30 protein-coding genes are annotated in these 26,931 nt (G+C 64.5%); 10 read left to right on the top strand and 20 right to left on the bottom strand.

Going from position 1 to position 26,931, the window contains the following annotated elements; genetic code table 11:
- The first annotated feature begins 32 nt into the window (after positions 1–32).
- On the top strand, positions 33–308 hold the full coding sequence (locus GWG65_RS18605; RefSeq protein ID WP_275196994.1) for a GNAT family N-acetyltransferase: 276 nt from the start codon (positions 33–35) through the stop codon (positions 306–308).
- A gap of 51 nt (positions 309–359) precedes the next feature.
- Here the strand turns inward: GWG65_RS18605 and GWG65_RS18600 are convergent, their stop codons facing one another.
- The gene (locus GWG65_RS18600; protein ID WP_187435880.1) at positions 360–761 is read right to left on the bottom strand and encodes a DUF3597 domain-containing protein; all 402 of its coding nucleotides are present in this window, start codon (positions 759–761) and stop codon (positions 360–362) included.
- Positions 762–1,093: 332 nt separating this feature from the next.
- Between GWG65_RS18600 and GWG65_RS18595 the strand changes: the two genes are divergently transcribed.
- From GWG65_RS18595 to GWG65_RS18565, 7 genes are all read left to right on the top strand, one after another.
- Positions 1,094–1,999, top strand: a complete 906-nt coding sequence (locus GWG65_RS18595; RefSeq protein WP_275196993.1) for a DUF2189 domain-containing protein — start codon at positions 1,094–1,096, stop codon at positions 1,997–1,999.
- Positions 2,000–2,128: 129 nt separating this feature from the next.
- The gene (locus GWG65_RS18590) at positions 2,129–2,953 is read left to right on the top strand and encodes a lytic murein transglycosylase (RefSeq protein WP_275196992.1); all 825 of its coding nucleotides are present in this window, start codon (positions 2,129–2,131) and stop codon (positions 2,951–2,953) included.
- 427 nt (positions 2,954–3,380) lie between these two features.
- Positions 3,381–3,533: a DUF1127 domain-containing protein gene (locus tag GWG65_RS18585; protein ID WP_148739724.1), complete on the top strand. Its 153-nt coding sequence runs from the start codon at positions 3,381–3,383 to the stop codon at positions 3,531–3,533.
- 124 nt (positions 3,534–3,657) lie between these two features.
- Positions 3,658–5,085, top strand: coding sequence for a methylenetetrahydrofolate--tRNA-(uracil(54)-C(5))-methyltransferase (FADH(2)-oxidizing) TrmFO (gene trmFO, locus GWG65_RS18580; protein ID WP_275196991.1), 1,428 nt, complete (start codon positions 3,658–3,660; stop codon positions 5,083–5,085).
- Between the two features lie 7 nt (positions 5,086–5,092).
- Positions 5,093–6,187, top strand: a complete 1,095-nt coding sequence (locus GWG65_RS18575; RefSeq protein ID WP_275196990.1) for a serine/threonine protein kinase — start codon at positions 5,093–5,095, stop codon at positions 6,185–6,187.
- A 74-nt stretch (positions 6,188–6,261) separates the two neighbouring features.
- Complete coding sequence (locus GWG65_RS18570) at positions 6,262–6,834, top strand: CAP domain-containing protein (RefSeq protein ID WP_275196989.1); 573 nt, start codon at positions 6,262–6,264, stop codon at positions 6,832–6,834.
- An 87-nt stretch (positions 6,835–6,921) separates the two neighbouring features.
- Complete coding sequence (locus GWG65_RS18565) at positions 6,922–8,100, top strand: aminotransferase class V-fold PLP-dependent enzyme (protein ID WP_275196988.1); 1,179 nt, start codon at positions 6,922–6,924, stop codon at positions 8,098–8,100.
- A gap of 17 nt (positions 8,101–8,117) precedes the next feature.
- Here GWG65_RS18565 and GWG65_RS18560 read toward each other — a convergent pair whose 3' ends face one another.
- The 6 genes from GWG65_RS18560 to yajC are packed head-to-tail and all read right to left on the bottom strand — an operon-like array spanning position 8,118 to position 13,769.
- Complete coding sequence (locus GWG65_RS18560; RefSeq protein WP_275196987.1) at positions 8,118–9,362, bottom strand: threonine ammonia-lyase; 1,245 nt, start codon at positions 9,360–9,362, stop codon at positions 8,118–8,120.
- 45 nt (positions 9,363–9,407) lie between these two features.
- Positions 9,408–10,271: a phytoene/squalene synthase family protein gene (locus GWG65_RS18555; RefSeq protein WP_275196986.1), complete on the bottom strand. Its 864-nt coding sequence runs from the start codon at positions 10,269–10,271 to the stop codon at positions 9,408–9,410.
- Positions 10,268–10,651 (bottom strand): MTH938/NDUFAF3 family protein, encoded by a 384-nt coding sequence (locus tag GWG65_RS18550; protein ID WP_275197074.1) that lies wholly within the window; start codon positions 10,649–10,651, stop codon positions 10,268–10,270. The genes GWG65_RS18555 and GWG65_RS18550 overlap by 4 nt, the downstream gene beginning before the upstream one ends.
- A 60-nt stretch (positions 10,652–10,711) precedes the next feature.
- Entirely contained in the window at positions 10,712–11,731 is a 1,020-nt protein-coding gene (secF, locus tag GWG65_RS18545) for a protein translocase subunit SecF (protein WP_275196985.1), read from the bottom strand.
- A gap of 11 nt (positions 11,732–11,742) precedes the next feature.
- Complete coding sequence (gene secD / locus GWG65_RS18540; RefSeq protein WP_275196984.1) at positions 11,743–13,347, bottom strand: protein translocase subunit SecD; 1,605 nt, start codon at positions 13,345–13,347, stop codon at positions 11,743–11,745.
- A gap of 47 nt (positions 13,348–13,394) precedes the next feature.
- Entirely contained in the window at positions 13,395–13,769 is a 375-nt protein-coding gene (gene yajC, locus GWG65_RS18535; protein ID WP_148739740.1) for a preprotein translocase subunit YajC, read from the bottom strand.
- Between the two features lie 180 nt (positions 13,770–13,949).
- Here yajC and GWG65_RS18530 point away from each other — a divergent pair, with 180 nt between their 5' ends.
- Positions 13,950–14,921, top strand: coding sequence for an ATP-binding protein (locus GWG65_RS18530; RefSeq protein WP_275196983.1), 972 nt, complete (start codon positions 13,950–13,952; stop codon positions 14,919–14,921).
- 164 nt (positions 14,922–15,085) lie between these two features.
- Here GWG65_RS18530 and GWG65_RS18525 read toward each other — a convergent pair whose 3' ends face one another.
- From GWG65_RS18525 to GWG65_RS18515, 3 genes are all read right to left on the bottom strand, one after another.
- The gene (locus tag GWG65_RS18525) at positions 15,086–16,477 is read right to left on the bottom strand and encodes a LysM peptidoglycan-binding domain-containing M23 family metallopeptidase (protein WP_275196982.1); all 1,392 of its coding nucleotides are present in this window, start codon (positions 16,475–16,477) and stop codon (positions 15,086–15,088) included.
- Between the two features lie 109 nt (positions 16,478–16,586).
- Positions 16,587–17,237, bottom strand: a complete 651-nt coding sequence (locus GWG65_RS18520; RefSeq protein ID WP_247388070.1) for a protein-L-isoaspartate(D-aspartate) O-methyltransferase — start codon at positions 17,235–17,237, stop codon at positions 16,587–16,589.
- A gap of 20 nt (positions 17,238–17,257) precedes the next feature.
- Positions 17,258–17,392 carry a hypothetical protein gene (locus GWG65_RS18515; RefSeq protein WP_275196981.1) on the bottom strand — a complete coding sequence of 45 codons (135 nt, stop codon included), beginning with the start codon at positions 17,390–17,392 and terminating at the stop codon, positions 17,258–17,260.
- Between the two features lie 83 nt (positions 17,393–17,475).
- On the opposite strand from GWG65_RS18515, the gene GWG65_RS18510 reads away from it, so the two are divergent.
- On the top strand, positions 17,476–17,847 hold the full coding sequence (locus GWG65_RS18510) for a response regulator (RefSeq protein ID WP_275196980.1): 372 nt from the start codon (positions 17,476–17,478) through the stop codon (positions 17,845–17,847).
- Between the two features lie 37 nt (positions 17,848–17,884).
- Here the strand turns inward: GWG65_RS18510 and surE are convergent, their stop codons facing one another.
- The 10 genes from surE to GWG65_RS18460 all read right to left on the bottom strand — a co-directional run bounded on the left by surE (position 17,885) and on the right by GWG65_RS18460 (position 26,835).
- The gene (gene surE / locus GWG65_RS18505) at positions 17,885–18,652 is read right to left on the bottom strand and encodes a 5'/3'-nucleotidase SurE (RefSeq protein ID WP_275196979.1); all 768 of its coding nucleotides are present in this window, start codon (positions 18,650–18,652) and stop codon (positions 17,885–17,887) included.
- 92 nt (positions 18,653–18,744) lie between these two features.
- Positions 18,745–19,110 carry a hypothetical protein gene (locus tag GWG65_RS18500; protein WP_275196978.1) on the bottom strand — a complete coding sequence of 122 codons (366 nt, stop codon included), beginning with the start codon at positions 19,108–19,110 and terminating at the stop codon, positions 18,745–18,747.
- 94 nt (positions 19,111–19,204) lie between these two features.
- Positions 19,205–20,536: a serine--tRNA ligase gene (gene serS / locus GWG65_RS18495; RefSeq protein ID WP_275196977.1), complete on the bottom strand. Its 1,332-nt coding sequence runs from the start codon at positions 20,534–20,536 to the stop codon at positions 19,205–19,207.
- Positions 20,537–20,733: 197 nt separating this feature from the next.
- Positions 20,734–21,543: a twin-arginine translocase subunit TatC gene (gene tatC, locus GWG65_RS18490; RefSeq protein ID WP_275196976.1), complete on the bottom strand. Its 810-nt coding sequence runs from the start codon at positions 21,541–21,543 to the stop codon at positions 20,734–20,736.
- Entirely contained in the window at positions 21,540–22,121 is a 582-nt protein-coding gene (gene tatB / locus GWG65_RS18485; protein WP_275196975.1) for a Sec-independent protein translocase protein TatB, read from the bottom strand. Before tatB ends, tatC begins: the two co-directional genes overlap by 4 nt.
- 85 nt (positions 22,122–22,206) lie before the next feature.
- Complete coding sequence (locus GWG65_RS18480) at positions 22,207–22,440, bottom strand: twin-arginine translocase TatA/TatE family subunit (RefSeq protein ID WP_275196974.1); 234 nt, start codon at positions 22,438–22,440, stop codon at positions 22,207–22,209.
- A gap of 167 nt (positions 22,441–22,607) precedes the next feature.
- A complete protein-coding gene (gene scpB / locus GWG65_RS18475; protein ID WP_275196973.1) occupies positions 22,608–23,336 on the bottom strand; it encodes an SMC-Scp complex subunit ScpB in 729 nt (242 codons plus the stop codon).
- 21 nt (positions 23,337–23,357) lie between these two features.
- Entirely contained in the window at positions 23,358–24,197 is an 840-nt protein-coding gene (locus GWG65_RS18470; protein ID WP_148739766.1) for a ScpA family protein, read from the bottom strand.
- Complete coding sequence (nagZ, locus tag GWG65_RS18465; RefSeq protein ID WP_275196972.1) at positions 24,194–25,222, bottom strand: beta-N-acetylhexosaminidase; 1,029 nt, start codon at positions 25,220–25,222, stop codon at positions 24,194–24,196. Before nagZ ends, GWG65_RS18470 begins: the two co-directional genes overlap by 4 nt.
- A gap of 47 nt (positions 25,223–25,269) precedes the next feature.
- Positions 25,270–26,835, bottom strand: coding sequence for an SPOR domain-containing protein (locus GWG65_RS18460; protein ID WP_275197073.1), 1,566 nt, complete (start codon positions 26,833–26,835; stop codon positions 25,270–25,272).
- Between the last annotated feature and the right edge of the window lie 96 nt (positions 26,836–26,931).

Below are 26,931 nucleotides of genomic sequence, written 5' to 3'. Positions count from 1 at the left end.
AGAGGCGCAGGCAGTACGTCGGAAGGTTTGGCATGGCGGCATCGGTACGCGACAACAAGGAGAGAGGCCGCTTCGAACTCGATGTCGAAAACGAAGTTGCCTTCGCCAATTATCGGCTGACGCCGTCCGCTGTGATCATCACCCACACCGAGACGCCGCGCGCGCTGCGCGGCCGCGGCATCGCCTCGGGGTTGGTCAAGGGCGCACTGGAATTGATCCGCCGCGACGGCAGGAAAGTAATCGCCGGCTGCGGCTTCGTCGTGGACTATCTCGACAAGCATCCGGAGGATGCGGATCTGGTTGCCTGAAGCAAAAAGGGCCCGCACAATCGCGGGCCCTCGCAGCCACCGGGCGATCGGTCAGTGCTTGATCTCAGGCGGCAGCTTGCCACCGTTGGCGGCGAGCTTGGACATCACCTGCTTGTGCAGCCAGACATTCATGCTCGCCGAATCGTTGGTGTCGCCGCTGTAGCCGAGCTCCTTGGCGAGGTCCTTGCGCGCTGCAAGGCTGGAATCAATGTCGAGCGCCTTCATGAGGTCGACGATCGAGGTGCGCCATTCCAGCTTCTCGCCCTTGTGCGCAGCGACAGCCGCGTCGACGATCGCCGCAACGTCGACGGTTGCCATCGGCGCCCCTGCCGGCGCGGAACTGCCGGGAGCGGCCCCTGCAGGTGCGCTGCCCGAAGCTGCGCCACCGGCGGGCGCGGCGGAAGCCGGATGGCTGCCGAAGATCGCGCCCATGATTTTACCGAAAATGCTCATATCTGCTCCCCGAAAAGGATCCATTGGAAGGACCTTGAGTGGCACTTATAGACGAAGTTTCTGCGTTGCGCCCGCAGAGTTCTGCGAACCGGCAAGCAGCATCAGCTTATCTGCGGCGAAATGACGGCCGAATGACATCATCGAGGTTGCACCGCGACATCGAATCTCACCCAAGCGTGAGGGACAGGACGGAGAATTGGGAGTACGATTCCTGTTCAGCTCGCGATGCCATCCGGAATTCGCGTCTGGTCGGGATCGCGATCATCCAAGAAAAAGCGGCCGCTTGCGCCGTTTGGCGGCGCCGGATTCGGCCGCCAAGGGAGCAAGCAACGATGGCCACTCTCTACCAGGGCAATGTGCCCACGATGGCCCAGTCCGATGCGGCTGGACCAACCATCCGGACCATCCAACTGTCCGAACTGCACGACGCACTCCGCCGCGGTTGGGAAGATTTCAAGGCGGTGCCGAGCCATGCCATCATCCTCTGCGTGATCTATCCGGTGCTGGGCCTCGTGCTTGCCCGCGCGGTGATGGGCTATTCAGTGCTGCCGCTATTGTTTCCGCTCGCTGCGGGCTTCGCTCTGATCGGCCCGTTCGCCGCACTCGGCCTCTATGAGCTCTCCAGCCGGCGCGAACGCCATGAAGAGGCCAGCGCCTGGGACGCCATGGAAGTGCTGCGTTCACCCTCCTTTGGCGCCATGCTCGGCCTCGGCACGCTGCTGCTTGCTTTGTTCGTGACCTGGGTCGCTACGGCGCAGGCGATCTATGTCGCAGCCTTCGGCTATGAGGGTGCGACCGGCATCTCGGATTTTCTGACGCGCGTGCTGACGACACCACAGGGCTGGTGGCTGATCGTGGTCGGCTGCGGCGCAGGCTTCCTGTTCGCGCTCGCCGCGCTGTGTCTCAGTGCCGTGTCGTTTCCCCTCATGCTCGACCGGCACGCCGGTGCGTTCGACGCGATGGTCACCTCGCTCCGCGTCGTCGCCAGGAATCCTGTGCCGATGGCGGCCTGGGGCCTGATCGTCGCGGTGCTGCTAGCGCTCGGCACGATTCCGGCTTTCCTCGGCCTGGCCATCGTCATCCCCCTGCTCGGCCACGCCACCTGGCACCTCTACCGCAAGGTGATCGTCGCCGATCCCGGCGCGCAGCCGGTGCCGCCTCCGCCGCATCGTCCGCGCAAGCCGGCCGCCGACTTCCCCGCCAACCTCTTCCCCTGGCGGAATCGGACGGACGTCTGACGATAGCGTGACATCCGATCCTGCCTGGGTCCGGGCAGGATCGGGCGCATCAAACGCCTTGCTTTGGCCGCGGTTTAAATCGAGATTGCCGCCGCCGGTCATGCCAATTCATGGAATCAATTTAGTCGAATGACCCCGACGATTTCTCGTCTCGCCCTCGCAGCTTTCGCCCTCTCCGTGTCAATCATGTCCGCCGAGCCCGCGCTCGCCGCCGTCGCCTGCGGTTCGAGCAATTTCGACGCCTGGCTTGCTGACTTCAAAACCGAAGCTGCAGCCAAGGGCATCTCGCAGCAAGCCATTGCATCGGGGCTTGCCGGCGTAACGCTGGATCAGGCCGTGCTCAATCGCGACCGCTCGCAAAAAGTCTTCAACCAGACCTTTGAGGAATTTTCTGGCCGCATGGTGCCGCCGCGCCTTCAACGCGGCTCCAATATGATGAAGCAGTATGGCTCGGTGCTGTCCCGCATCGAGCAGACTTACGGCGTGCAGGGCGAGGTTCTGGTCGCGATCTGGGGTCTCGAGACCGATTTCGGTGTCAACACCGGCAAGTTCGCAACCATCCGCTCGCTTGCGACGCTGGCCTATGACTGCCGGCGCGCCGAGCAGTTTCGCGCCGAACTGATGGATGCCTTACGCATCGTCCAGCGCGGCGATCTTGCACCCGGCGATATGCGCGGCGCCTGGGCCGGCGAGCTCGGTCAGACCCAATTCATGCCGTCGTCCTGGATGAAATACGCCGTCGACTTCGATGGCAATGGCAAGCGCGATCTCCTGCACAACGCGCCGGACGTCCTCGCGTCCACCGCCAACTATCTCGCCGGCTATGGCTGGCAGCGGGGTAAGGATTGGCAGCCAGGCAGCCCGAACTTCGCGGTGCTCCAGCAGTGGAACAAGAGCGAGGTCTATTCCAAGACGGTCGCCTATTTCGCCACCCAGCTCGCGCGCGCCCCTTAGGGGCGCCGATTTTCATTACGTCTACGTAGTCAGAACACGCGCTTGATACACGCGCCCTCCACCTTGATATGAATTTCAATTCATATCTACGGTTTCCGACACATGCGAATCACGCATGCGGGACTTGGGCATAGACGCTGCCGACTCTTCTTGCCGGTTGCAGCAATACAACCTAATTCGGTTATAGGCGGAACCGCACCCCCAGTAATAAACCCGTGGTTTTCCGGATATTTATCAGAAATTGCGGCTGCTTTCGCTTAGCTATTGAGCGAGTCTGCCGCCAGGTTAATCGTCCGTTATCGATGTCATGCGCTCACCGCTTAGCTGCATCGCAACATCGGAACTTCCGCACTGCACCACATCTATCTATATTCAGTTCAACGATGAGGCCCGGGCAAGGGCTGAATCGAACTACAGGAGACTACCAATGCTGCTCTCGCTCATCCGCATGATCCAGGCTTTCCGGGACTATCAGCGCAATGTTGCCGAGCTGTCCCAGCTCAGCGATCGCGAATTGGCCGATATCGGCCTCGATCGCTCGGACATCCCGCGCGTTGCCGCCGGTGAATATCAGGGCTGATTTCGTTCAGCCTCACCGGACGATACGATAACGCCCGCCTCGTGCGGGCGCTGTCGTATCTGAAGGCAGAAAACTCAATCTCGGCGATTCCACTGACCGCCGAAAAGCGCTACCTGTCCCGTCCATGACAGGACTCCGATCCAACATTGTGCACGTGATAGGCGCAGGCCTTGCCGGCTCCGAGGCTGCCTGGCAGGTGGCCAGATCAGGCGTCCCCGTGGTGCTGCACGAGATGCGGCCAGCGCGCATGACCGAGGCACACCGCACCGACGGGCTCGCCGAGCTCGTCTGCTCCAATTCGTTCCGCTCGGACGACGCCGCCAACAACGCCGTAGGGCTGCTGCATGCGGAAATGCGCCGGCTCGGCTCGCTGATCATGCGCGCGGCCGACGCCAACCAGGTGCCCGCTGGCGGCGCGCTGGCGGTCGATCGCGACGGCTTTTCCGCCGCCGTCACCAAGGCACTCAACGAGCACCCGCTGATCGAGATCGCCCGCAACGAGGTCGCGGGCCTGCCACCGGACGACTGGAGCAACGTCATCGTTGCCACCGGCCCCCTCACCTCCGCACCTCTCGCCGAGGCCATCCGCGAACTGACCGACGAGAACGCGCTCGCTTTCTTCGACGCGATCGCGCCGATCGTGCACCGCGAGTCCATCGACATGTCGGTGGCCTGGTTCCAGTCGCGCTACGACAAGGTCGGCCCCGGCGGCAACGGCGCCGACTACATCAACTGCCCGATGACCAAGGAGCAGTACGACGGCTTCGTCGCCGCGCTGATCGCCGGCGAGAAGACCGAGTTCAAGGACTGGGAAACCAACACGCCCTACTTCGACGGCTGCCTTCCGATCGAAGTGATGGCAGAGCGCGGCCCCGAGACGCTGCGTCACGGCCCGATGAAGCCGGTGGGCCTCACCAACCCGCACGATCCCACGACGAAGGCCTACGCAATCGTGCAGCTGCGCCAGGACAACAGGCTCGGCACGCTCTACAATATCGTCGGCTTCCAGACGAAGCTGAAATACGGCGAGCAGCAGCGCATCTTCCGCACCATTCCAGGCCTGGAGAAAGCCGAATTCGCTCGGCTCGGCGGCCTGCACCGCAACACCTTTCTCAACTCGCCAAAACTGCTCGACACCCAGTTGCGCCTGCGTGCGCAACCTCGGCTGCGCTTTGCCGGCCAGATGACGGGCTGCGAAGGCTATGTGGAATCCGCCAGCGTTGGCCTGATTGCCGGCCTTTATGCGGCAGCTGACGTGCGCGGCGAGCGGCTCGCAAGCCCGCCCGGCACGACGGCCCTGGGATCGCTGCTTGGCCACATCACCGGTGGCCATATCGAGACCATCGAGCCAGGCACGCGGTCGTTCCAGCCGATGAACATCAATTTCGGCCTGTTCCCGCCGCTCGCCAGCGCGCCGACCAAAAAGCCCGACGGAAGCCGGCTGCGCGGCAACGAGAAGACGGTGGCCAAGAAGCAGGCGATGAGTGCGCGAGCGCTAGCCGATCTCGATCGCTGGATCGTCGATCACCTGAACATTGCCGCCGCGGCGTGAGTTTTCGATGAGCCTCCCCAAAAACGACGCCGCGCTGCTCTCGGCGCGCTGGATCGAGGGCGTGCTGCTCAAGCGCGACGTGTTTTCGACCGTCGAGCGCGGCCGCTTCCGTGGTGACAACGGCGAGGTCGATGCGGTGCTGCGCCGGCTCGACGAGGTGCCGTGGTGGTCGTTCCTGCTGGCAAGCCATCTGTTCGCGCGCGAAAAGCGTGCGCTGGCCCGGACCAAAGGCCTCAATGTTGGTCCCGAACTGCTCTGGTCCGGTCGCCGGGCGTTGGTCCGCGGCTTCGTCGACGGCGTCACGCTGCATCTGGCGAAGCCGCATGGCGACCTCGCCTATTTCCGCTCGGCCAAGGCCGCGCTGCGCCGGCTGCGCCGCGCCGGCATCTGCCACAACGATCTCGCCAAGGAGCAGAACTGGCTGGTCGGCCGCAACGGCCGCGCCTATGTGACCGACTTCCAGCTCGCCGCCTGCTTCGAGCGCCGCGGCTGGCTCTATCGCATCCTGGCCTACGAAGACCTCCGGCATCTGCTCAAGCACAAGCGTTCCTATGCTCCGGAGGCGTTGACGCCGCGGGAACGAAAAATCCTCGCGAAAAAATCGTTCGCCGCAAGCCTGTGGCTCGCCACCGGCAAGAAGGTTTATCGCGCGATCACTCGCGGCCTGTTCAATTTCACCGACCGCGAAGGCGGCGGCCGCAGGCTCGTCAACGACGCGCCGGTGCTTGCCGATCTGATCCGCAAGAACCCGGCCGTGCGCGACACCGCCATCGTCGCGTTTGCCGACCGTCGCTCGGGCGTCGGGCTCTATGCGTTCGTTGAAGGCGACCAGGCTACGCTCGAAGGCCAGCTTCGCAACGAACTGACCGCAGCCAGGGGACCAAAGCCACCGGAGCACATCCAGGTCGTGCATGCGCTGCCGCGCGATCCCAGCGGCAAGCCCCGCACCGAGATCCTGCAACTGGTCGCCATGAACCAGCTCGACCTGATCGAACCGATGATGAAGAACGACCAGGACCGCGCCTTCCTCAAGGACATCCTGGAGCAACGCAAGAACCTGCGCGACCGCTTCAATTTCGAGGCAGACCTGCCGGCGAGCTAACCATGGACCCGCGCCTTGAAGCATCCACATTGCCGATGGAGAAGCGGCCGGGTAGCGCGCTGGCTTGGTGAGCAATGATCCTTTCGGGGACGATGACAAATCGTGTGGTTGGCGGAATGATTGTCGGCCTGCTGCTGGCCGCCACACCGGCGCTAGCCGAGTCTCCGGCCGAGCTGATCTCCAGCTTCCGCTTGAAACATGGTGAGATCCGCGTCGTGCGCGATGCCACCCTCGATCGCATCGCCATGGACCAGGCGCGCGCGATGGCGGCCAAGGATGATCTCAGTCACGACGCCCTCGGCCCGTTCAACCGCCGTGTCGCACCGGCCGGCGCAGGCCGCGCCGCCGAAAACATCGCCTACGGCTACGACAATTTCGAAAAGACCCTCGGCCAGTGGATCGACTCCTCTGGGCACCGCAAGAACCTGCTGCTGCACAACGCCTCCCGCGTCGGCACCGCGAACGCCAAAAACGCCAGCGGCAAGCGTACCTATTGGGCGATGGTGATCGCAGGCGGCTACGAGCCCAAGCCGGGCAAAGGCAAGAAGGGCAAGGAGCCGCTGGTGGCCGTGAAACGCGAGGCCACTCCTGCAAGCAAGCCCAAATCCAGCAACTGCCAAATCAAGCTGCTTGGCCTCTGCATCTGAGGCGGAACCAGGCATTGCCGCCGGCCGTCTTGCTCGCATCCCTGGACACGTCTAATTCATGCGGAGATCGCGAGGGCGGAGGTGCAGGTGATCGACATCGACCGAGTACGTGCCGATACGCCGGCCGCCTCACGGCTTGCTTATCTCCACAACGCGGGAGCAGGTCTCATGCCGACGCTCGTTGCGGAGGCGATGAAACGGCATATCGATCTGGAGAGCGAGATCGGAGGGTATGCCGCTGCGGACCGGGAGTCCGATCGCCTGGAAGCGGTCTATGGCTCGGTGGCACGGTTGCTGAATGCCGCACCCGATGAAATAGCGCTCATGGAAAACGCGACGGTCGCCTGGCAAATGGCGTTCTACGCGCTCCGGTTTTGCGAGGGCGACCGCATCCTGACCGCCGAGGCGGAATATGCCGCGAACTATGTCGCGTTTCTCCAGGTTGCCAGGAGAACAGGCGCGGTCATCGATGTCGTGCCGAGCGATGCCAGCGGCGAGCTCGATATTGAAGCGCTCCAGCGCATGATCGATGAGCGCGTGAAGCTCATCGCGATCACCTGGGTTCCGACCAATGGCGGGCTGGTCAATCCAGCGGCGGCGGTCGGCAAGATCGCGCGAGCGCGGGGCATTCCCTATCTGCTCGACGCCTGCCAGGCGGTCGGCCAGATGCCGGTCGACGTCGAGGCCATCGGCTGTGACATGTTATCAGCCACCGGCCGTAAATTCCTCCGCGGCCCGCGCGGCACCGGATTTCTCTACGTGCGACGAGCGATGCTGCAACAGCTTGAACCGCCGATGATCGATCACTTCGCAGCGCCCTGGGTCTCGCGAGACGAATATCGGCTTCGCGACGATGCGCGCCGTTTCGAGACCTGGGAGAACAATTACGCAGCCCGGCTTGGGCTGGGCGCTGCCGTCAATTACGCCCTTGATATCGGAATAGGCCCCATCGAACAGCGCTGCCGCATGCTGGCGGACCGCCTCCGGGGCGGCCTCACGTCCATTCGGGGCATCAGAATTCGCGACCTTGGACGCGCGCCGGGCGCCATCGTCAGCTTCACGATCGAGGGGTACGAGGCGGAAGCCATTGTCCGTAGCGCAGCCGCGGCCGGCATCACGATCGGCGCCTCAGATCCGTCGAGCACGCGCATCGATGCCGAGATTCGCTCATTGCCGCCGGTGGTGCGCGCCTCCCCGCATTACTACAATACGGAAGCCGAGATCGATCGGCTGATCGGCCATCTCGCGGGTTTGGCACCGCGATAACGACCAGCGCGCAAGCGTCACGTGCAGCGCGCGCTCAACCCGGATGCGCTGAGCCTGGCCATGACCTCGTCGAGATGCGCGCTGTCGCGGGTCTCGATGACCAGTTGCAGCAGCGTCGCCTTGGCCGGCAGGTCCGAGAACGTCCGCTGATGCGAGACCTCGATGATGTTGGCACCAGCCTCAGCCAGCAGTGCCGCAACCGCAGCCAACTGGCCCGGCCGGTCGGGAATGTCGAGCGACAATTGCGTCAGTCGCCCCTCGCGCGCGAGCTCTCGCGTGAGGACGGACGCGATCAGCCTGGTGTCGATGTTGCCGCCGCTCAGGATCAGGCCAACCTTCTCGCCGGCAAAGCGGGTGGGATCGGACATCAGCGCGGCGAGGCCGGCAGCGCCGGCGCCCTCGACGACCGTCTTCTCGATCGAGATCAGGGTCGCAACCGCGCGCTCGAGCTCGGCTTCGTTGACGAGCGCGATGTCGTCGACGAGGCGGCGGACGATCTCAGTCGTGATCTTGCCCGGAGATTTGACCGCGATGCCTTCGGCCAGCGTATCGCCGCGCGCCGGCAGGTTGCCGCCATGGATGGCATTGTACATCGAAGGATAGAGCCAGGCTTCGACACCCACTATCCGCAACGACGGCTTCAGCGATTTCGCCGCAATGGCGATGCCGCTGATCAGGCCGCCGCCGCCGATCGGAACGACCAGCGTATCCAGCTCCGGCACCGCCTTCAGCATCTCCAGTCCAACCGTACCCTGGCCGGCGATGACGAGCGGATCGTCGTAGGGATGGACGAAGATCATGCCGCGGTCTTCGCCGTAGCTTCGCGCGAACGCGGCCGCCTCTTCCAGAGTCGCGCCTGTGACAACCACGTCGGCACCGTGGTGCCTGGTGTTTTCGACCTTCACCATCGGCGTGCCGACCGGCATGACGATGGTGGCGGGAATGCCAAGCCGCTTGGCGTGATAGGCGACGCCCTGCGCGTGGTTTCCCGCCGACATGGCGATCACGCCGCGCGCACGCTCCTCGGCCGACAGCGCGGTAAGCCGGTTTAGCGCGCCCCGCTCCTTGAACGAGGACGTGAACTGGAGGTTCTCGAATTTGAGCCAGATGTCGCAGCCACAGATACTGCTCAGCGTGCGACTGTAGCCACAGGGGGTCTCGACGACCGCGCCCCGGATCGTATCGGCGGCTGCATGAATATCGGCCGGCACAACCGGAAAGCCGGCCAGATCGGTGGACGCGGTTTGGGACAAGTGAGCCATAGGACAACATAGAGCATTTGGCTGGCACAGGCGATAAGCCAGCCGCTATTTGGTAAATTCCCGTGATCGCGAGGCCCGCCACAACGTCCATAGAGTGCGCAAGCGCGACGCCGGCTGCGGCGCGAAGGGGTTGCGCCCCGGCCGCGACAGCCGCTTGAGCTCGGCCCGCGCCTGGCCCAGCGGCAGAAACGCGGATCGCGCCGGTGCCGGCACCTCCGTGAGCAACGATGAGGCCGTGGCCAGATGTTGCCGAGCTTCGCCAGCGAGCTGATCCAGCACGGCACGCAGGCTGGGCGTCTCCTTGCCGGCGAAGACATCCTCCAGGCCGCAACCATGGCTCGTCAGAAGCTGCTGCGGCAGGAACAATTGCCGGTGGGCGGCATCGCGCGGCAGATTCGCGATGATCTGCACGATCCCTTGAGCCAGCCCTGCATGCCGTGCCAGATGCTCGATTGCAGGCGAAGGCGGCGCCATGATCCGGGCCGCAAGCGCAAACAACGCCGAACAGGTCGCATCGAGATAGCCTTCCAGGGCCGCCATTGTCGGCATCGGATCATTGTAGAGATCGAACTGGTGCTCGTCGGCAAGCAGCGACAATGGCTCGACCGGCAGGTCGAAATCGCGGATCGCGCGCAGCAACTCGGCCGCTACCGGATTGCCCACGGCGCTGCCATGGACATGGCCCGAGAGCATGTCGGTCCACCATTGCAGGCGGATTTCGCCGGGCAAGGGCTGGCTCACTTGATCGCGGACGCGGACGATCTCGACATTGAAGGCATAGAGCGCCAGCAGCGCGCGGCGCTCGGTGGCGGGCGCGAACAGCGTCGCGGCATAGCGCGGAAAATCATGGCTGCGCACGAGATCAGCGCAGAAGGCAACGGCATCGGATGGCGGTGCAGCGTCACTCATGGGACGGCGATCAGCGCGGCCGCGACGCGACGCCGTTCGCCGATCATGATGTTGTAGGTGCGCACGGCGGGACCGGTCTGCATCGTGTCCAGCACCACCCTCACCGCCTTCAGTGCCTGGCGCAGCTCCGGCGGCGGCAGCCAGACCCCGGTTCCGGTGCCGATCAGGAGCGTGTCGATGCTATTGGCAGAAGTGAAGACCCGCTCCAGCGAATAGCGGTCGATCCTGGTGGGATCCGCCACATCCCAGGCCCAGATGGCGTCGGGCAGGCAGAGCAGCGAGCCCCGGTGCGACATGCCGGCAAAGGCGAAGCCGCCCTTGCCGTAGGCTTCAATCGGCGCCGAGCGTGGGAAATGTGGTGCGTTGGGATCGCCGGCCATGAGCTTCATCCGAATGGGCTTCCTGCCCTCGCAAACGCCTGCGAGGGCACGCGGTTCGGATCATGCCTTGCTTTTCTTCACCGGCGTAGCGGCTTCCGCCGCATCCTCGCGATGCTCGCCGACGCCGAGATAGATCAGGACCGGCGCCGCGATGAAGATCGAGGTATAGGTGCCGACCAGCACCACGCCGAACATCATCACCGCGGTGAAGCTATGGATGGCATGACCGCCGAACAGGAGCAAGGCCAGCAGCGCCAGCGTCACCGTGAAGTGGGTAATGATCGACCGCGACAGTGTCGAGTTGATCGACTCGTTGAGAAGTTGCGGCATCGGCATCTTCTTATAGCGCCGCAGCATTTCACGGATGCGGTCGTAGATGACGACAGTATCGTTGAGCGAATAGCCGAGAATGGTCAGAAGTGCGGCGATGCTGGTCAGGTCGAAATCGACCTGGCTGATCGACATGAAGCCGATCGTCAGCACGATGTCGTGCACGTTGGCGATCATGGCGCCGAGCGCGAACTGCCACTCGAAGCGGAACCAGAGATAGATCAGGATCGAGACGATCGCCAGCATCAGGCCGAGCATGCCATAGGCCAGCAGCTCGCCGGAGACGCGGGGGCCCACCACCTCGACCCGGCGATACTCGACGGAATCGCCGAGCGCACCGCGGACCTTCTGCACTGCCTCCTGCTGGGCGGCGTCGCCGCCGGGCTGCTCCGCCACCCGGATCAGGACGTCGGCTGGCCCGCCGAACTGCTGCAACTGGACCTCGCCGAGACGCAGCGCATCGAGCGCGGTGCGCATTGCCGCAATATCGGCTGTGCCGGATTTGGCCTGTACCTCAAGTAGTGTCCCGCCGCGGAAGTCGATGCCGAAATTCAGGCCATGGGTGAAGAACAGCGTGATGGCGACGATCGACAGCGCCGCCGAGATCGGGAAGCTGATGCGGCGGAAGCGCGTGAAGTCGAAATGCGTATCGTCCGGGACGATGCGCAGCGACGGCAGCAGGCCGAGCGCGGCCACCACGGTGAGGACGGCAATGAGAATGCCAAGCCCGATGAGAACATAGTGCGTCACGGTCTTAGCTCCTAGATCGGCACGCCCTGCGGCCGCTTCCACCGCACCCACCAGGCCACGATCAGCCGGGTCAGTGTGAAGGCGGTGAATACCGTGGTGATGATGCCGATGCCGAGTGTCACGGCGAAGCCGCGCACCGGGCCGGTGCCGATGTAGAACAGCACCGCGGCGGCAATGAAGGTCGTGATGTTGGAATCGAGGATGGTCGCCAGCGCCCGCTTGAAGCCGGCATCGATTGCCGAGATCGCGTTGCGGCCGCCGCGCAGCTCCTCCCGGATACGCTCGTAGATCAGCACGTTGGAATCGACCGCGATTCCGACGGTGAGCACGATGCCGGCGATGCCGGGCAGCGTCAGCGTGGCGTTAAGCAGCGACAGCAGGCCGAAGATCATGGCCACGTTGATCGCCACCGCGATGTTGGCGAACACCCCGAACAGCCGATAGGTCAGCAGCATGAAGATGATGACCAGGATCGAGCCGACATAGGCGGCAAGCTCGCCCTTCTCGATCGAGTCCTGGCCGAGCCCCGGCCCGACCGTGCGCTCTTCGACCACGGTTAGCGGTGCCGGCAACGCGCCGGCGCGCAGCAGGATCGCAAGATCGTTCGCCGATTGCACGGTGAAACTGCCGGAGATCTGGCCCTGACCGCCGGTGATCGGCTCGCGAATGACGGGCGCCGAGATCACCTTGTTGTCGAGAACGATCGCGAAGGGCAAGCCGACGTTTTCCTGCGTGGCCTGCGAGAACTTGCGCGCACCCGACGTATTGAACTTGAAGCTGACGACCGGCTCGTTCGTGCGCTGGTCGAAGCTGGCCTGGGCGTCGGTCAGATCACCGCCCGCGACCAGCACCTGTTTCTTGACCACGTAGGGGGTCGGCGGCGGCGACGCGCTCATCAGCAGTTCGGATTCCGGCGGCAATCTGCCTTGCTGCGCCTGGTCCGGCGGCACGGACGTATCGACCATGCGGAATTCCATCTTCGCCGTCTTGCCAAGCAATTCCTTCAGACGGGTCGGATCCTGAAGCCCGGGGACCTGCACCAGGATGCGGTCGTTGCCCTGGCGCTGGATCACGGGCTCGACGGTGCCGAGCTCGTTGACGCGGCGTTCGACGATCTGGATCGACTGCTCGATGGTCTTGCGCATGCGCTCGATCATCGCGGCCTGCGGTGGGCTCAGACGGATCAGGCCGCCGCCGGCATCGGTCACGTCGAGGTCGCGCTGGCCACTGGATCCTATGAGCCCGCCGAGCGGCTGGGCCAACTCCCGCAGCTTGGACAGCGCGGTCGGCACGTCGGATTCCTTGGAAATGCGAACCTCGACCGCGTCATTGCGCACAGTGAGGCCACCGGTAAAGCCGATCTTGTTATCGCGCAGCACCCGACGACCCTCGTCGCGGATCTGGTCGAGCCTCTCCTTCTTCACGTAATTGCCGTCGACCTCGAGCAGCAGATAGGAGCCGCCCTGAAGGTCGAGGCCGAGCACGAGACGACGCTGCGCCCAGGCGGGCCAGGTCTTCACCTGTGCCTCGGGAAAGAAGTTCGGGACCGCGCAGAGGCACACGATCAGCGCCGTCAGGACAATCCCGAGCGCCCTCCACCGCGTGAAATACAACATCGACTGGACCTGTCAGATCAGGAGACTTGATATCCTCGCGCGAGCGATCAGCTCGCCGAGGTGTCGTCCTTGGCGCTCTCCTTGGAGCTTTCTTTTTCTTTGGCCGGCTCGCCCTTGGCGCGGACGCCGGAGATCATCTGGCGCATCTGCCGCACCCGGACGCCGTCGGAAATCTCGAACTCGATCTGGTCGTCATCGACGACCTTGGTGACCTTGCCGACGAGGCCGCCCGAGGTCACGACGGTGTCGCCGCGGCGGATGTTCTTCACGAGCTCGGCGTGATCTTTCACCTTCTTCTGCTGCGGGCGCAGAATCAGGAAGTACATGATCACGAAGATCAGGGCGAACGGCAGCAGCGACATCAACATGCTATTGGTGTCGCCGGCGCCCGCAGCCTGGGCATACGCAGGGGTAATCAACATTCGGACGATCCTCGTGAGAACGGGGGAAAGCCGGTCAGGCCCTCAGGGCGACCGGTTCGGTCAAATTCGCGCGGACTATAGCGGCCACCGCCCCAATTGCAACGCTGCCAGACCGCCCTTTTGGCCACCTTGCGGCGCGCCTTCCGGCCCGATAAGGCTGCATTCTCAGGAACTTCGGACATGCCCAGAAAACCAAGCAAAAGCCCGGCCGGCAAAGGCCCCCGTACCCCTGCCAGGAAGCCCGCCCGCGTCGCGGCAAATCGCCCCACGGGAGCGCCCATCGACATCTCCCAGGAGCGCATCGTACGCGCGCTGGAGATCATTGCGGCGCACCTCTCCGCCCAGGGAAATCCGGCCGCAGCGTCCGAATCGTTCGAGCGCGCGGATGCTTTTGTCTGGCACCCGGACGGTCGACTTTCGGCGGTGCCGCGGGTCAGCCGCGTCGAGCTGTTCCTCCTGAAGGGCGTCGACCGCGTGCGCGACATCCTGATGGAGAACACCGAGCGCTTTGCGGGCGGCCTGCCGGCCAACAACGCACTGCTCTGGGGCGCGCGCGGCATGGGCAAGTCGTCGCTGGTGAAGGCGGCCCATGCTAGCATCAATGCGGAGCGCAAGCCCGCGGACAAGCTCAAGCTGATCGAGATCCACCGCGAGGACATCGAGAGCCTGCCGGCGCTGATGGAGCAGTTGCGGGCGTCCTCCTTCCGCTTCATCGTGTTCTGCGACGACCTCTCCTTCGACGGCAATGACGCTTCGTACAAATCGCTCAAGGCGGTGCTCGAAGGCGGCATCGAAGGGCGCCCAGAGAACGTCATCCTCTACGCCACCTCCAACCGCCGCCATCTGCTCGCGCGCGAGATGATCGAGAACGAGCGCTCGACCGCGATCAATCCGGGCGAAGCGGTCGAGGAGAAAGTCTCGCTGTCAGACCGCTTCGGCCTCTGGCTCGGCTTCCATCGTTGCAGCCAGGACGAATATCTCGCGATGGTGCGCGGCTATTGCAGCCATTTCGGTGTCAAGGTCGACGACGAGGCGCTGGAACGCGAGGCGCTGGAATGGTCGACGACGCGCGGCTCGCGTTCGGGCCGCGTCGCCTGGCAATTCGTGCAGGAGCTTGCAGGACGGCTTGGCGTCAAGTTGACGGCGATGTGAGGCGTCGCACGTCGCCACGTTCTCAAGTGTCATCGCCCGCCTTGTGCGCAATTGCGCACTGGAGCGGGCGATCCAGTATTCCAGAGACGGTTCTGATCAATCGAGAGGCCGCGGCTTACTGGATCGCCCGGTCGGAGCCGGGCGATGACAGCGCGTTGAGCGCCTCACGCCCCGTTCAGGAATTGAAGCGGGTCAACCGGACTGGATCCCTTACGGATTTCGAAGTGGAGCTGCGGCGACGCCACCTCCCCGGATTGACCCGACTTGGCAATGACCTGACCGCGCTTGATGGTATCGCCGCGCTTCACCATTAGCTCACTCGCATGGGCATATGCGGTGACGTAGCCATTGGAGTGCCGAACCAGGACCAGATTGCCGTAACCCTTCAGCTCGTTGCCGGAATAGGCAACCACGCCATCTTCGGCCGCCTTGACCGGCGTACCTTCGGGCACGGCGAGATTGATGCCGTCATTGGACTTGCCGTTGGTCTTGGCGCCGTAGCTCGTGATTACCTTGCCTCGCACCGGCCAGCGGAAGGTCGGCAGCGCGCTGGTGACTTCCGCAGCCTTCGTCGGCGTCTCGGCCGCTTTCTCTTCGACATTGGCGGTGGCCTGGGCCAGACGCGCGCTCTGCACCGGCGCGACAACGGCGGCCATCTTGGTGGCGGGCGCGGGAGCGGCCGCAACGGGTTGCAGCGTGCCCGCAACAGGAGCGGCCGTGACCGGAGCAACCGGCGCCGCGAGCGCTGCTGTCTTTGCGCCGGGCACCGTCAGCTTGGTGCCGAGCTTGAGTTTTGCCGACGGCTCAAGGCCATTGGCGCGGGCGAGCTCGGCCGACGAGATATGGTTCTTGCGCGCGATGCTGGCGAGCGTGTCGCCGCGATTGACGAAGTGCATGCTCGGCGGCGCAGCGACGGCCGCAAGCGGCTTCGCGGCCGGCGCCGTCGCCGGAGCAGCGGCAACCGGAGCCATCGCTGGCGCGGGTGCAGCGGCGGTCGCGCCGGACTGCGGGATGATCAGTTGCTGGCCGGGCGAGAGCGTGCGTGGCCCCTTGTAACCGTTGGCGGCCATGATCGCCTGCGGCGTGACGCGATAGCGCTTGGCGAGCACGTCGAGCGTGTCGCTGGTGCCGACGATGATCTTGGTCCCGCCCGCCGGCTGGGCGGCTGCGACCGAGCGCGGCGGCACGGTTGCCGTGGTCTCAAGATGCGGCTGCGCCGGGGGCGCATAGGATCCCATGCCACGACCGCCTCCAGACACTCCACCACCCGCAACGGGATAGGATTGCGGTGCGGAAACTGCCGGCGGAGGAAGCGGCTGAGACTGATAGTAGCCAGGCTGCGTCTGCGGCCGCGAATATTGCGGCAGCTCACGCTGCGGCGGCGGCGCCTGCTGCACCGAACCGGTCGATTCCGACGCGAAGGGATTGGAGAAATTCGACTGGGACAGCCGCGACGACATGTCGGCGCTGCACCCTGCGAAGCTGAAGGAGATCAGCGCCAGCACCGCGACCTGCGGTACGCGGCGCGAGTAAAGCAACTCGGCGACAGCGGACATGGTTACTCACTCGTACGCAACAGAACTGGTGTTTTAAGTAAACACGCGCCGAGTAAATAACGGCTTAACCCTCCCAATAAGATGTTGGCAGCACAGCCGATCCGGAATTCTACAGCTCCCGCGCCACGCCGGGCAGCGCCGGCACGAAGCGGACATCAACGAGTTCCTTGCGCTCGATCCCGGCTTCGCTCCGGCTGAGGCGGACCAGGGTCTGCACGCCCTGATGCGGGCCGACCGGTGCGATCAGGATGCCGCCGACCTCGAGCCGCTCCACCAGGTTGTCCGGAATCTGCTCCACCGCGGCCGTGACGATGATGCGGTCGAACGGCCCGATATTGGCGGGCAGATTGAGCCCGTCGCCGAGCATCACCTCGACATTGTGATAGTCGAGCTTCTCGAGCCTGGCGCGTGCGGCGTCCGCGAGCTTGCGGTAGCGCTCGACCGTCAACACCTGGCCTGCGAGCCGTGACAGCACGGCGGCCTGATAGCCGGAGCCGGCGCCGATCTCGAGCACGCGATGCCGTTTCTGGAGTTGGAGCTGCTCGGTCATGTAGGCGACGACGAAGGGCTGGCTGATGGTCTGCCCGCAGGCGATCGGCAGGGCGCTGTCGCGGTAGGCTCCGTCTCGATCGGCTTGATCGACGAACAGCTCGCGCGGCACCGCCTCCATGGCGCGCAGCACTGCTTGATCGCTAATGCCTCGACGCCTCAGCGTGAGCTGAAACATCATCTTTTCCTGCGAGTGCTGATCGGAGGTCATAGCTGTCGGTATTCGTCTGGTCAGAGATCCGGATCGAAGTTCTGCGGCGCGAATATCTGCGCCGGAATATTGTTCCGGCTCAGGAACCCATGATAGCCTTTCGGCGCAGCATTTGACCACAAAATGGCTTGCGACGGAGCAGCCGCGATCATCATTCGCAGTTTCCGTTTGCCGAAACGCACATTGCGTCCTCTGGCGTTATCTGCGAACGTTTAACGGCACGGGCAAGGACTCAATTATGACTGCGACAGGGCTTTCGGGCCGTTCTGTATTCCTCGTCGAGGACGAGGTCATGATCAGGATGATGGTCGCGGACATGCTCGAAGAGCTCGGCTACAAGGTCGCAGCTGAAGCCGGCGATATCACCGAAGCGATGCGGCTTGCCCAGGCGACCGAATTCGACATCGCCATCCTCGACGTCAACGTCAACGGCAAGGTCATCTCCCCCGTTGCGGACCTGATCAAGGCAAAGGGCTGCCCCTTCATCTTCGCGACCGGTTACGGCTCCTCGGGCCTGCCCGAGCAATATCGCGACCGTCCGGCGCTCCAGAAGCCGTTCCAGCTCGACGCGCTCGGCAGGACGATTGAAGCCGCGCTTCGCGGCGACTAGCCGCTACTTCCAAACCGTCCCTACTTCCAAGCCGTCCCTACTTCAAGATCTCGCCCAGCGCTTCGGAAAACGCAACGTCGGTGCGATCGAGCCTGAGCGGCGTGACCGAGACGTAGCGGTCGCGGAGCGCAGCGAGATCGCTGCCGTCGGCGGGCGTGTCCATCATCGCCGCGCGCTCGAAGCCGATCCAGAAATAGGGATTGCCGCGGCCGTCCCTGCGCTCGTCGATCCTGAGGAAGCCGAGATTGCGCTTGCCCTGCCGCGTCACGCGGATGCCCAGGACATCCTCCGGCGCGCAGGACGGGAAGTTGACGTTGATGACGGTATCTTTTGGGATGCCTGCCGCGATCACCTTGCGCAGGATGTCAGGCCCGAACTTGCGCGCGGTGTCCCACGGCGGCCGCTCGCGCGTCTCGACGCTGAACTCCTGCGACAGCGCAAACGAGGGCAGACCCAGGATGGTGCCCTCCAGCGCGCCGGCGATGGTGCCGGAATAGACCACGTCCTCGGCGACGTTACGGCCCTTGTTGACGCCGGACAGCACGACATCGGGCAGCTTGGCGCCGAGGATATGACGCGCCCCCATGATCACGCAGTCGGTCGGCGTGCCGCGCACCGCGAAGTGCCGCGGGCCGACTTCGCGCAGGCGCAGGGGATCGTTCAGCGACAACGAATGCGACACACCGGACTGGTCGAGCTCGGGCGCGACCACCCAGACGTCGTCGGACAGCGCCCGTGCGATCTCCTCGACGACCTTGAGGCCGGGGGCGTGGATGCCGTCGTCATTGGTGCAGAGAATACGCATATCCCAGCTCGATTCCGTGGATCGTCTTCAAGCTGGTCTTATCCGGCTATGACCGATCAGGCAAACTGGCGCCGCATTGGTCAATCGGGCTCTCAGCGGCGAACCCGCCACTGCGGCAAAAACCGTGCAAGCCTGCCCTCCGCACGCAGCACGAAGGCTGATGGAACCGGTGGCGGGGCCGGGAGCGGCTCCATCGCAACGGGCGGCGCCGGCAGCGGTTCGGCTACGACGGGAGCCGGCTCACGTGGAAAGCGCGTGCGCGCCGTTGTCAATGCCCTGTCAAAATCCTCGGTGTTGACCCCGGGCTTGGCCCGCCGGCTCTGCACCAGGCCGTCATCCCAGAGCCGCGCGATCTCGATATCCAGCACGCCGCGCAGGCGCTGGTCGACGGCCTGGATGCCGGCACCTGTCACCGCCCATTGTCTGCCGACCCAGAAGATGTCGTGGTGCAAGGCCATGAATGGTGGTTTCGAGTTGCCGGACGGCCGACAAGATAACCGGCCGACCGATGTTCGCAACCAACCGTTCTGCGTTATGGCCGGGCATCGCGCCCTATTCGCGCGCGACCACCTTCAGCCCGCCCATATAGGGCTGGAGCACGTCCGGCACGGCGATCGAGCCGTCCTCCTGCTGATAGGTCTCCATCACCGCGATCAGCGCGCGGCCGACAGCGGTGCCGGAGCCGTTCAGCGTGTGCACGAAGCGCGGCTTGCCGTCCGGTCCGCGCGAGCGCGCATCCATGCGCCGCGCCTGGAAGTCGCCGCAGACCGAGCAGCTCGAGATCTCGCGGAACGCACCGCCATCGCCCTGCCCGGGCATCCAGACCTCGATGTCGTAGGTTTTTTGCGCCGAGAAGCCCATATCCCCTGCGCATAGCGTCATCACGCGGTAGTGCAGGTCGAGCCGACGCAGCACCTCCTCGGCACAGGCCAGCATTCGCTCCAGTTCGTCCATGCTGGCCTCAGGCGTCGTGATCGAGACCAGTTCGACCTTGGTGAACTGGTGCTGGCGGATCATGCCGCGGGTGTCGCGCCCGGCAGCACCGGCCTCGGCACGGAAGCACGGCGTCAATGCGGTCAGCCGCATCGGCAATTGCTTCTCGTCCAGGATCGACTCGCGCGCGAGATTGGTCAGCGACACTTCAGCAGTCGGGATGAGGCCAAGGCGCTCGGTGCGCAACCGCGTCTGGTCGGGCGCATCCAGCAGTTCGCCCCTAACCGCCCAGAACTGATCGTCCTCGAATTTCGGCAACTGCCCGGTGCCGAACATCACCTCGTTGCGCACCAGCAGCGGCGGATTAATCTCGGCGTAGCCATGCTCAGTGGTGTGAAGGTCGAGCATGAACTGGCCGATCGCGCGCTCGAGCCGTGCGAGCCCCCTCTTCAGCACGACGAAGCGCGCGCCGGAGAGCTTTACCGCCGCCTCGAAATCCATGTAGCCGAGCGCCGTGCCGAGATCGTCGTGCAGCTTCGGCGCGAAACTGTAATTGCGCTTGTTGCCGAACACGTGGTGCTGCACGTTGCCGTGCTCATCGACGCCATCGGGCACCTCGTCGAAGGGCAGGTTCGGGATCGCCGAGAGCTCTTTCGTGAGCTCTTCGTCGGCTGCCTTGGCGGCGACCTCGAGCTGGGGCATCGTAGTCTTCAGCTCCGCCACCTCGGCCATCAGCTTGGCCGCGCGCGCCTCATCCTTTGCCTTCTTGGCGTCGCCGATCTCCTTCGAGGCGGCATTACGCCGCGCCTGTGCCTGCTCGGAGGCCAGGATCGCCGCGCGCCGCTTCTCGTCGATCGCGAGCAGCGAAGCCGACAACGGCTTCAGGCCGCGCCGCGCAAGGCCGGCGTCGAAAGCTTGCGGATTGTCGCGGATCGATTTGATATCGTGCATGGCGGTGGTCCTGCGGCAGCGTGCAAACAGTCAACGTCAAACGTTGTAAGTTTACATCAGCGCGTCTCCTAGCACGGCTGTCATCGCCCGCGAAAGCGGGCGATCCAGTATTCCAGAGGCGTCAGCGATCAATCGAGAGGCCGCGGCGCACTAGATTCCCCGCCTTCGCGGGGAATGACCCGGGAGGATGAGTGGCCTTACTCCGCCGGATTGGTGCTCGACGACGCGTTGGTGCTGGAGGCCTGCGAAGCCGCCGCCTTCTTCTCCACCATCCCGACCGCGATGATCGAGCCCTCGTAGAGTGCGAGCAAGGGGATCGCGAGCGAGCACTGGCTCAGCACGTCCGGCGGCGTCAGCACGGCCGCGATGACGAAGGCGATGACGATGAAGTAGCGGCGCTTCTCACGCAGCATCTTCGCGGTGATGATGCCGATGCGCCCGAGCAGCGTCAGGATCACCGGAAGCTGGAAGGCAATGCCGAAGGCGAAGATCAGCGACATCATCAGCGACAGATATTCGCCGACCTTGGGTAGCAATTGAATCTGCGCGGTCTCGTCGCTGCCGGCCTGCTGCATGCCGAGCGAGAAGCGGACCAGCATCGGCAGCACGACGAAATAGACCAGTGCCGCGCCCAGCACGAAGAAGAACGGGGTCGCCACCAGATAGGGCAGGAAGGCCTGCTTCTCGTGCTTGTAGAGCCCCGGCGCCACGAACTTGTAGATCTGCGTCGCAATGATCGGGAACGAGATGAATCCGGCGCCGAACAGCGCGAGCTTGAGCTGGGTGATGAAGTATTCCAGCAGCGCCGTGTAGATGAACTTCGAATTCTCCGGCCCTGCGACCCAGACGAACGGCCAGACCAGCACGTTGTAGATCTGTTTGGCGAAGAAGAAGCAGAAGATGAAGGCAACGCCGAAGCCGAGCAGCGCCTTGATCAGCCGCGAGCGCAGCTCGATCAAATGGTCCATCAGCGGGGCTTTGCTGGCCTCGATATCGGCGTCGCTCATGACGCTTTGGCGTCCTTGATCGCCTCGGCTGGCGCGGTGTCTTGGGTAACCGAGGTTTGGGTAACCTGCGCCTGCTCGACCTCGCGGGTGATGGCGGGCGGTTCGCTCGCCGCCGCATGTGTCTCCGCCTCGACGAACGTCGCGGGCGTCGGGGCTTCCGGAGTCGTTGGAGTGACCGGCGCTTCCGTTGAAGTCGCCGGCGCTTCCGTTGAAGTTGCCGGCGCTTCACCCGAAGTCGTCGGCGCTTCGATAGCGGCGGTCGCAGATGTCTCGGTGGGCTTGTCGAGCGCATCGACGCGCAAGGCGTCGCTGACGTCCTTCTGGAGCGAGGTCATCAAATTGTTGCCGGCGAAGCCGGAGGCTGCTTCCTTGACCTCGTCAAAGCTCTTCTTGAGGTCGGCCATCTCGGCCTCACGCATCGCTTCCTGGAACTGGCCCTGAAATTCGGCGGCCATCTTGCGGGCCTTGCCCATCCATTGTCCGACCATGCGCAGCACGCCCGGCAGCTCTTTCGGGCCGATGGCGATCAGGGCCACGACCCCGATGAGAACCAGTTCACTCCACCCGATGTCGAACATGAGGTCTTCCGTTCAGGCCAGCCGCAACCGGCCCAATCCTCTCCACACAGGATCGGGACCGCCCGCGTCCGCCTGCTCTTTTGGCTCAGACGGCCTTGCTGCCGACGTCGGACCGTGCCGCGGTCGGCGCGGCGCTGTGCTCGATGGACTTGGACGGCTCGGGCTTGTCAGCGACCTTGTCGTCGTCCTGCATGCCCTTCTTGAAGGCCTTGATGCCCTGCGCAACGTCGCCCATCAGATCCGAAATCTTGCCGCGGCCGAACAGCAGCAGGACCACCGCGATCACCAAGATCCAGTGCCAAATGCTAAGCGAACCCATCCTGCAACCCTCCAAACGCGCATGGCCGGGACCCCGGCCGATCTTGACCGAAACCTAGGCTTCGCAGGTCTCAAAAACAAGGACCAAGGCAGCGCCAATTCGCTGTTGGCGCTACGTAATTTTGCGAGCGTTAACTGGTCGCAGGGAGTCCCTTAGAGGACGGAACGTCAGCCTTCGTCGCCGCCTTCCGGCGTTTCCGGCTCAACCGCGGGGGCCAGCGCAAGGTCGAGGTCCTCGCCCGGTTCCAGCGGGTCCTCGTCTTCGCGCAGCGCCGGGTCATCGGACGGCGTCGGCACGCTGAATCCGGTCGGCAGACGCGAATCCAGAAGTCCCGTGCCCTTCAGCTCCTCGAGGCCCGGCAGATCGCCGAGCTGCTCCAGGGTGAACTGCGACAGGAAGTCCTCCGTGGTTCCGAACGTGAGCGGACGGCCGGGCGTCTTGCGACGGCCGCGCGGCTTGATCCAGCCGGTCTCCAGCAGCACGTCGAGCGTGCCCTTGGAGGTGACGACGCCGCGGATTTCCTCGATTTCGGCACGCGTCACCGGCTGATGATAGGCGATGATGGCCAGCACTTCGATCGCCGCGCGCGACAGGCGGCGGGTCTCGGTGCTCTCGCGCGTCATCAGCCAGGCGAGATCGCCGGCGGTGCGGAACGTCCATTTATTGGCGACACGCACGAGGTTCACCCCGCGCGTGGCGTATTCGGCCTGCAATTGCGCGAGCGCGACCTTGACGTCGACGCCTTCCGGCATGCGCTTGGCCAGCGTCGCGGTATCCAGCGGCTCACTCGAAGCAAACAGCAGCGCTTCCAGCAGCCGCAACTCCTCGGGACGTGCCTGGGCTTCGTTCTCCATCGGCTCGGCCTCGTCTACCCGCACTTCAGCCAGGCTTGCCATGGCAGCTTCTCCTTCTTGCACTTAACCGACCGGCGCATCAGGCGCAGGAGTTGCTTCCGGGACCGGTTGATGGCGCCCTTTTCGGAAATAGATCGGCGCAAACGCCTCTTTCTGATTCAGCTCCAACGCCCCTTCCCGCACCAGTTCGAGCGCGGCAGCGAAACTCGAGGCGAGCACCGTCGCGCGCTGCGTCGGATCGGCGACGTGCCGGAGCAAAAAGTCGTCGAGAACGCCCCAGTCATCCTGTTCGGTGATGCTGCCGACCAGCCGCTCCAGCGTGGCGCGCGCCTCGGCGAGCGACCACACCGTGCGCTTGGCCAGATGCACGCTTGCCAGCACGCGCGACTGGCGCTGCGAAGCATAGGCGGTGAGCAGGTCGTAGAGCGTCGCCGTGTACTTCGGATGCCTGATCTCGGCGATCTGCTCCGGCTCGCCGCGCGGAAAGATGTCGCGCAGCAATTGCTGCCTGTTCATCAGCCGATTGGCGGCTTCGCGAATGGCTTCCAGCCGGCGCAGCCGATTGGCGAGCGCGGTCGCCATTTCTTCTGCGCTCGGCCCCTCCGCCGATGGCGGTTCCGGCAGCAACAGGCGCGATTTCAGGAAGGCGAGCCAGGCCGCCATCACGAGATAGTCGGCGGCAAGTTCCAGCCGGATCTTCCGCGCGGCTTCGATGAAGTGAAGGTACTGGTCGGCGAGCGCCAGGATCGAAATCTTGGACAGGTCGACCTTCTGCTGCCGCGCCAGCGCGAGCAGCAGGTCGAGCGGGCCTTCATAGCCCTCGACGTCGACAACCAACGCCGGCTCACCCTCGGCGAGCTCTGCGGGCCGCCCGGTTTCGAATGATAGAATTTCTGCGCTCATGCGGATGCCGTGTTTGCCCGTGCGATCAATGTGTCCAATTCGGCGCGTGCGGCCGCGCGATCGAACGGTTGCGGCGCCTCGCGCGCCGCGAGCGCGGCTTTCGCCCGCTCCAGCGCCCTGCCCGACAATTCCGGCGTCTGGGCTGCGACGTCGCGCATTTCCTCGATGTTGCCGTTGCAGTGCAGAGCCATGTCGCAGCCGGCCACGAAGATCGCGCGGGTGCGTTCGGCAAGGCTTCCCGCCAACGCGTTCATCGACACGTCATCACTCATTAACAAACCCTGGAACCCGATTACGCCGCGAATCACCTGAGCAATCATTGTCGCAGAAGTCGTCGCCGGATGGGCGGGGTCGACGGCGCTAAACACAACATGTGCAGTCATGGCCATCGGCAGGTCCGCGAGTGGCTTGAATGCAGCGAAGTCGGTCCGTTCCAGCTCGTCCCTCGGCGTATCGACGGTCGGCAGCTTGAAATGGGTGTCGGCAGTCGCTCGTCCATGGCCGGGAATGTGCTTCAGGACGGGCAGCACGCCGCCCTGCTCCAGGCCCTGCGTGACCGCGCGAGCGATCGCCGCGACCTTGCCCGGCTCGGTGCCATAGGCGCGATTGCCGATCACGGCATCGGCCCCCGGAACCGGCACGTCCGCCAGCGGCAGGCAGTCCACGGTAATGCCGAGATCGGCGAGATCGGCCGCGATCAGCCGGGCGCTGAGGCGTGCTGCAGTCAGCCCGAGAGCCGAATCAGTGTCGTATAGTTTCGCGAAAACGGCGCCCGGCGGATAGACCGGCCAGTGCGGCGGCCCCAGCCGCTGCACCCGCCCACCTTCCTGATCGATCAGGACAGGGGCGTCGGCGACATCTCCAGCGTTCCGCAATTCAGCAACCAACGCCGCAACTTGAGCCGGAGTCTCGATGTTGCGCTTGAAGAGGATGAAGCCCCACGGGCGCTCGTCACGGATAAACTCCCGCTCGGCGGCGGTCAGTTCCGTTCCGGATACGCCGGTAATGAAAGCCCGCGTGGTCATAAGGGCCGATTAACCCTGCCCTGTGAGAGGGGTCAAGGAAACCGCGGTTAATTCCTCTGGATGAAACAGGCAGACAAGCCTGCGGACTTCAAATTGTTGCAGGCCTGCGTCGCCTCTTCGGCCGAACCGTAAGGCCCAGCGAAGGCGCGGTAGACGATCCCCTTGCCCTTGTCAGTGAGATCGACCCGTTTGATCACTGGCGAACGTGACCCGAGCACGCTGCCATACTTGCTCTGAAGCACGCGGTAGGAGGCGGCGGCGCTTTCCTCACTCTGCTGCGACGAGACCTGCACGACGTAGCCGCCGCTGCTCGCGGGCGCGATCTGCGTCGGCGTGCTCGCAGCCATTCGCTGCGGCGACTCTGATGCTGGAGCCGATTGGGGTGCGAGCGAGAGCGGCTGATTGGCGCTGGCATTGGCCGAAGTCGGCGGACTGCGCGGCGCAGGCGGTGTAACGGGGGCCGCAATGGGCTTCGGCGCAGCCGCCGGCTTGGCAGCTGCCGCGGCTTGCGACGCCGTGCTGTCGGTTTGATCGCCCTTCACTGCGACCGTCCTGATCGACCGTGGTGCATTGTTCGGCAGCGTGCCGTTGCTCGCGGTCGGCCCCGCGCTCGGCAGGATCGTGGATGGCGAAACACTCGCGACCGGCGGGGGGTTCGCATTCTGATTCAGCGGCGGAAATACGACGCGCGGACCGCCCGCCTTGGCGTTGACGTCGACAGGTGCCTCCTCGCGCGGCACGATCTTCTCAGAGCCATCGCCGCTGACCATGCGATCTGGCACCTTGGCCGAGGAATCCGACGGCGCCGGCACAACCTTGGTCGGGGTGTTGTCGGCCTTGATGATCGGCGGCTCTCCGCTGCGGGGCGAGCCCATATAGGTCTTGTAGGCGAAGGCAGCGCCGGTCCCGACCACGGCAAGCGCCAGGATCGCCGCGACTGTCATCATGCCGCCGCGCGACTTCCTGGGCTCGTCGAGATCGGCTTCGGGATAGTCGCTCTGGAATGCGTAGGGATCGTCCGGATAGGCCGGATCGCGCTGATAGTCCTGCTCGCCCGCCTCGAGCCGGCCGTACAGCGCATCGTCGTAGCGCGACGGATCGGGCTGCTGGTGCGGTTCCTGATAGGCCGGCTCCTGGTAGGCTTGAGCCTGATGTGCCTGGTCTTGATAGGCCTGATCTTGATAGGCCTGATCCTGGTAAGCGTGATCCTGATACGCCTGCGGCTGATGAAAATCAGGCTCGGGCGCGGCGGGCGGGGCTGAATAGCGATGCAACGGGTGAACCGGGTTCACGGAGACGGGATAGTCAGGCTCGGCTGCCGCCGCCGGCTGCACGTTGGCGCGGCGCATCCATGACGGCGGCCCGGGCGGAGGCGCGGCCGGCTCGGCATAGTCCTGCTGATAACCGTCCTGCGCGTAATCATCGTCCTGATAGCTCTGGGCAGGCGCGGCCTGCGGCTTCGTGCTGGGGTGCCCCTGTGCCGCGAATGGATCGGTCTGCCCGATCAGGCGGGCGAGCTCGGCCAAGGGATCGCTCTCTGTCTTCCCATGCTGGCCGCCACCGCGACTATAGTCGTCCGGGGGAAACGGTCTGTCCTGATATCGATCGGCCATCGTGATGATGCGTCCCTTCGGGAAAGCCGCGCGCCCCTCGACCAAGGCGCGACCTTCGACCCACAAGGCTTTCAACCAAATCTAAGCGATCCGGCT

The sequence above is a fragment of the Bradyrhizobium sp. CSA207 genome (assembly GCF_029051685.1).
Classification (GTDB): Bacteria; Pseudomonadota; Alphaproteobacteria; order Rhizobiales; family Xanthobacteraceae; genus Bradyrhizobium.
The sequence above is the reverse complement of the archived record's forward strand: the minus strand, read 5'-3'. Positions and strand labels throughout refer to the sequence as shown.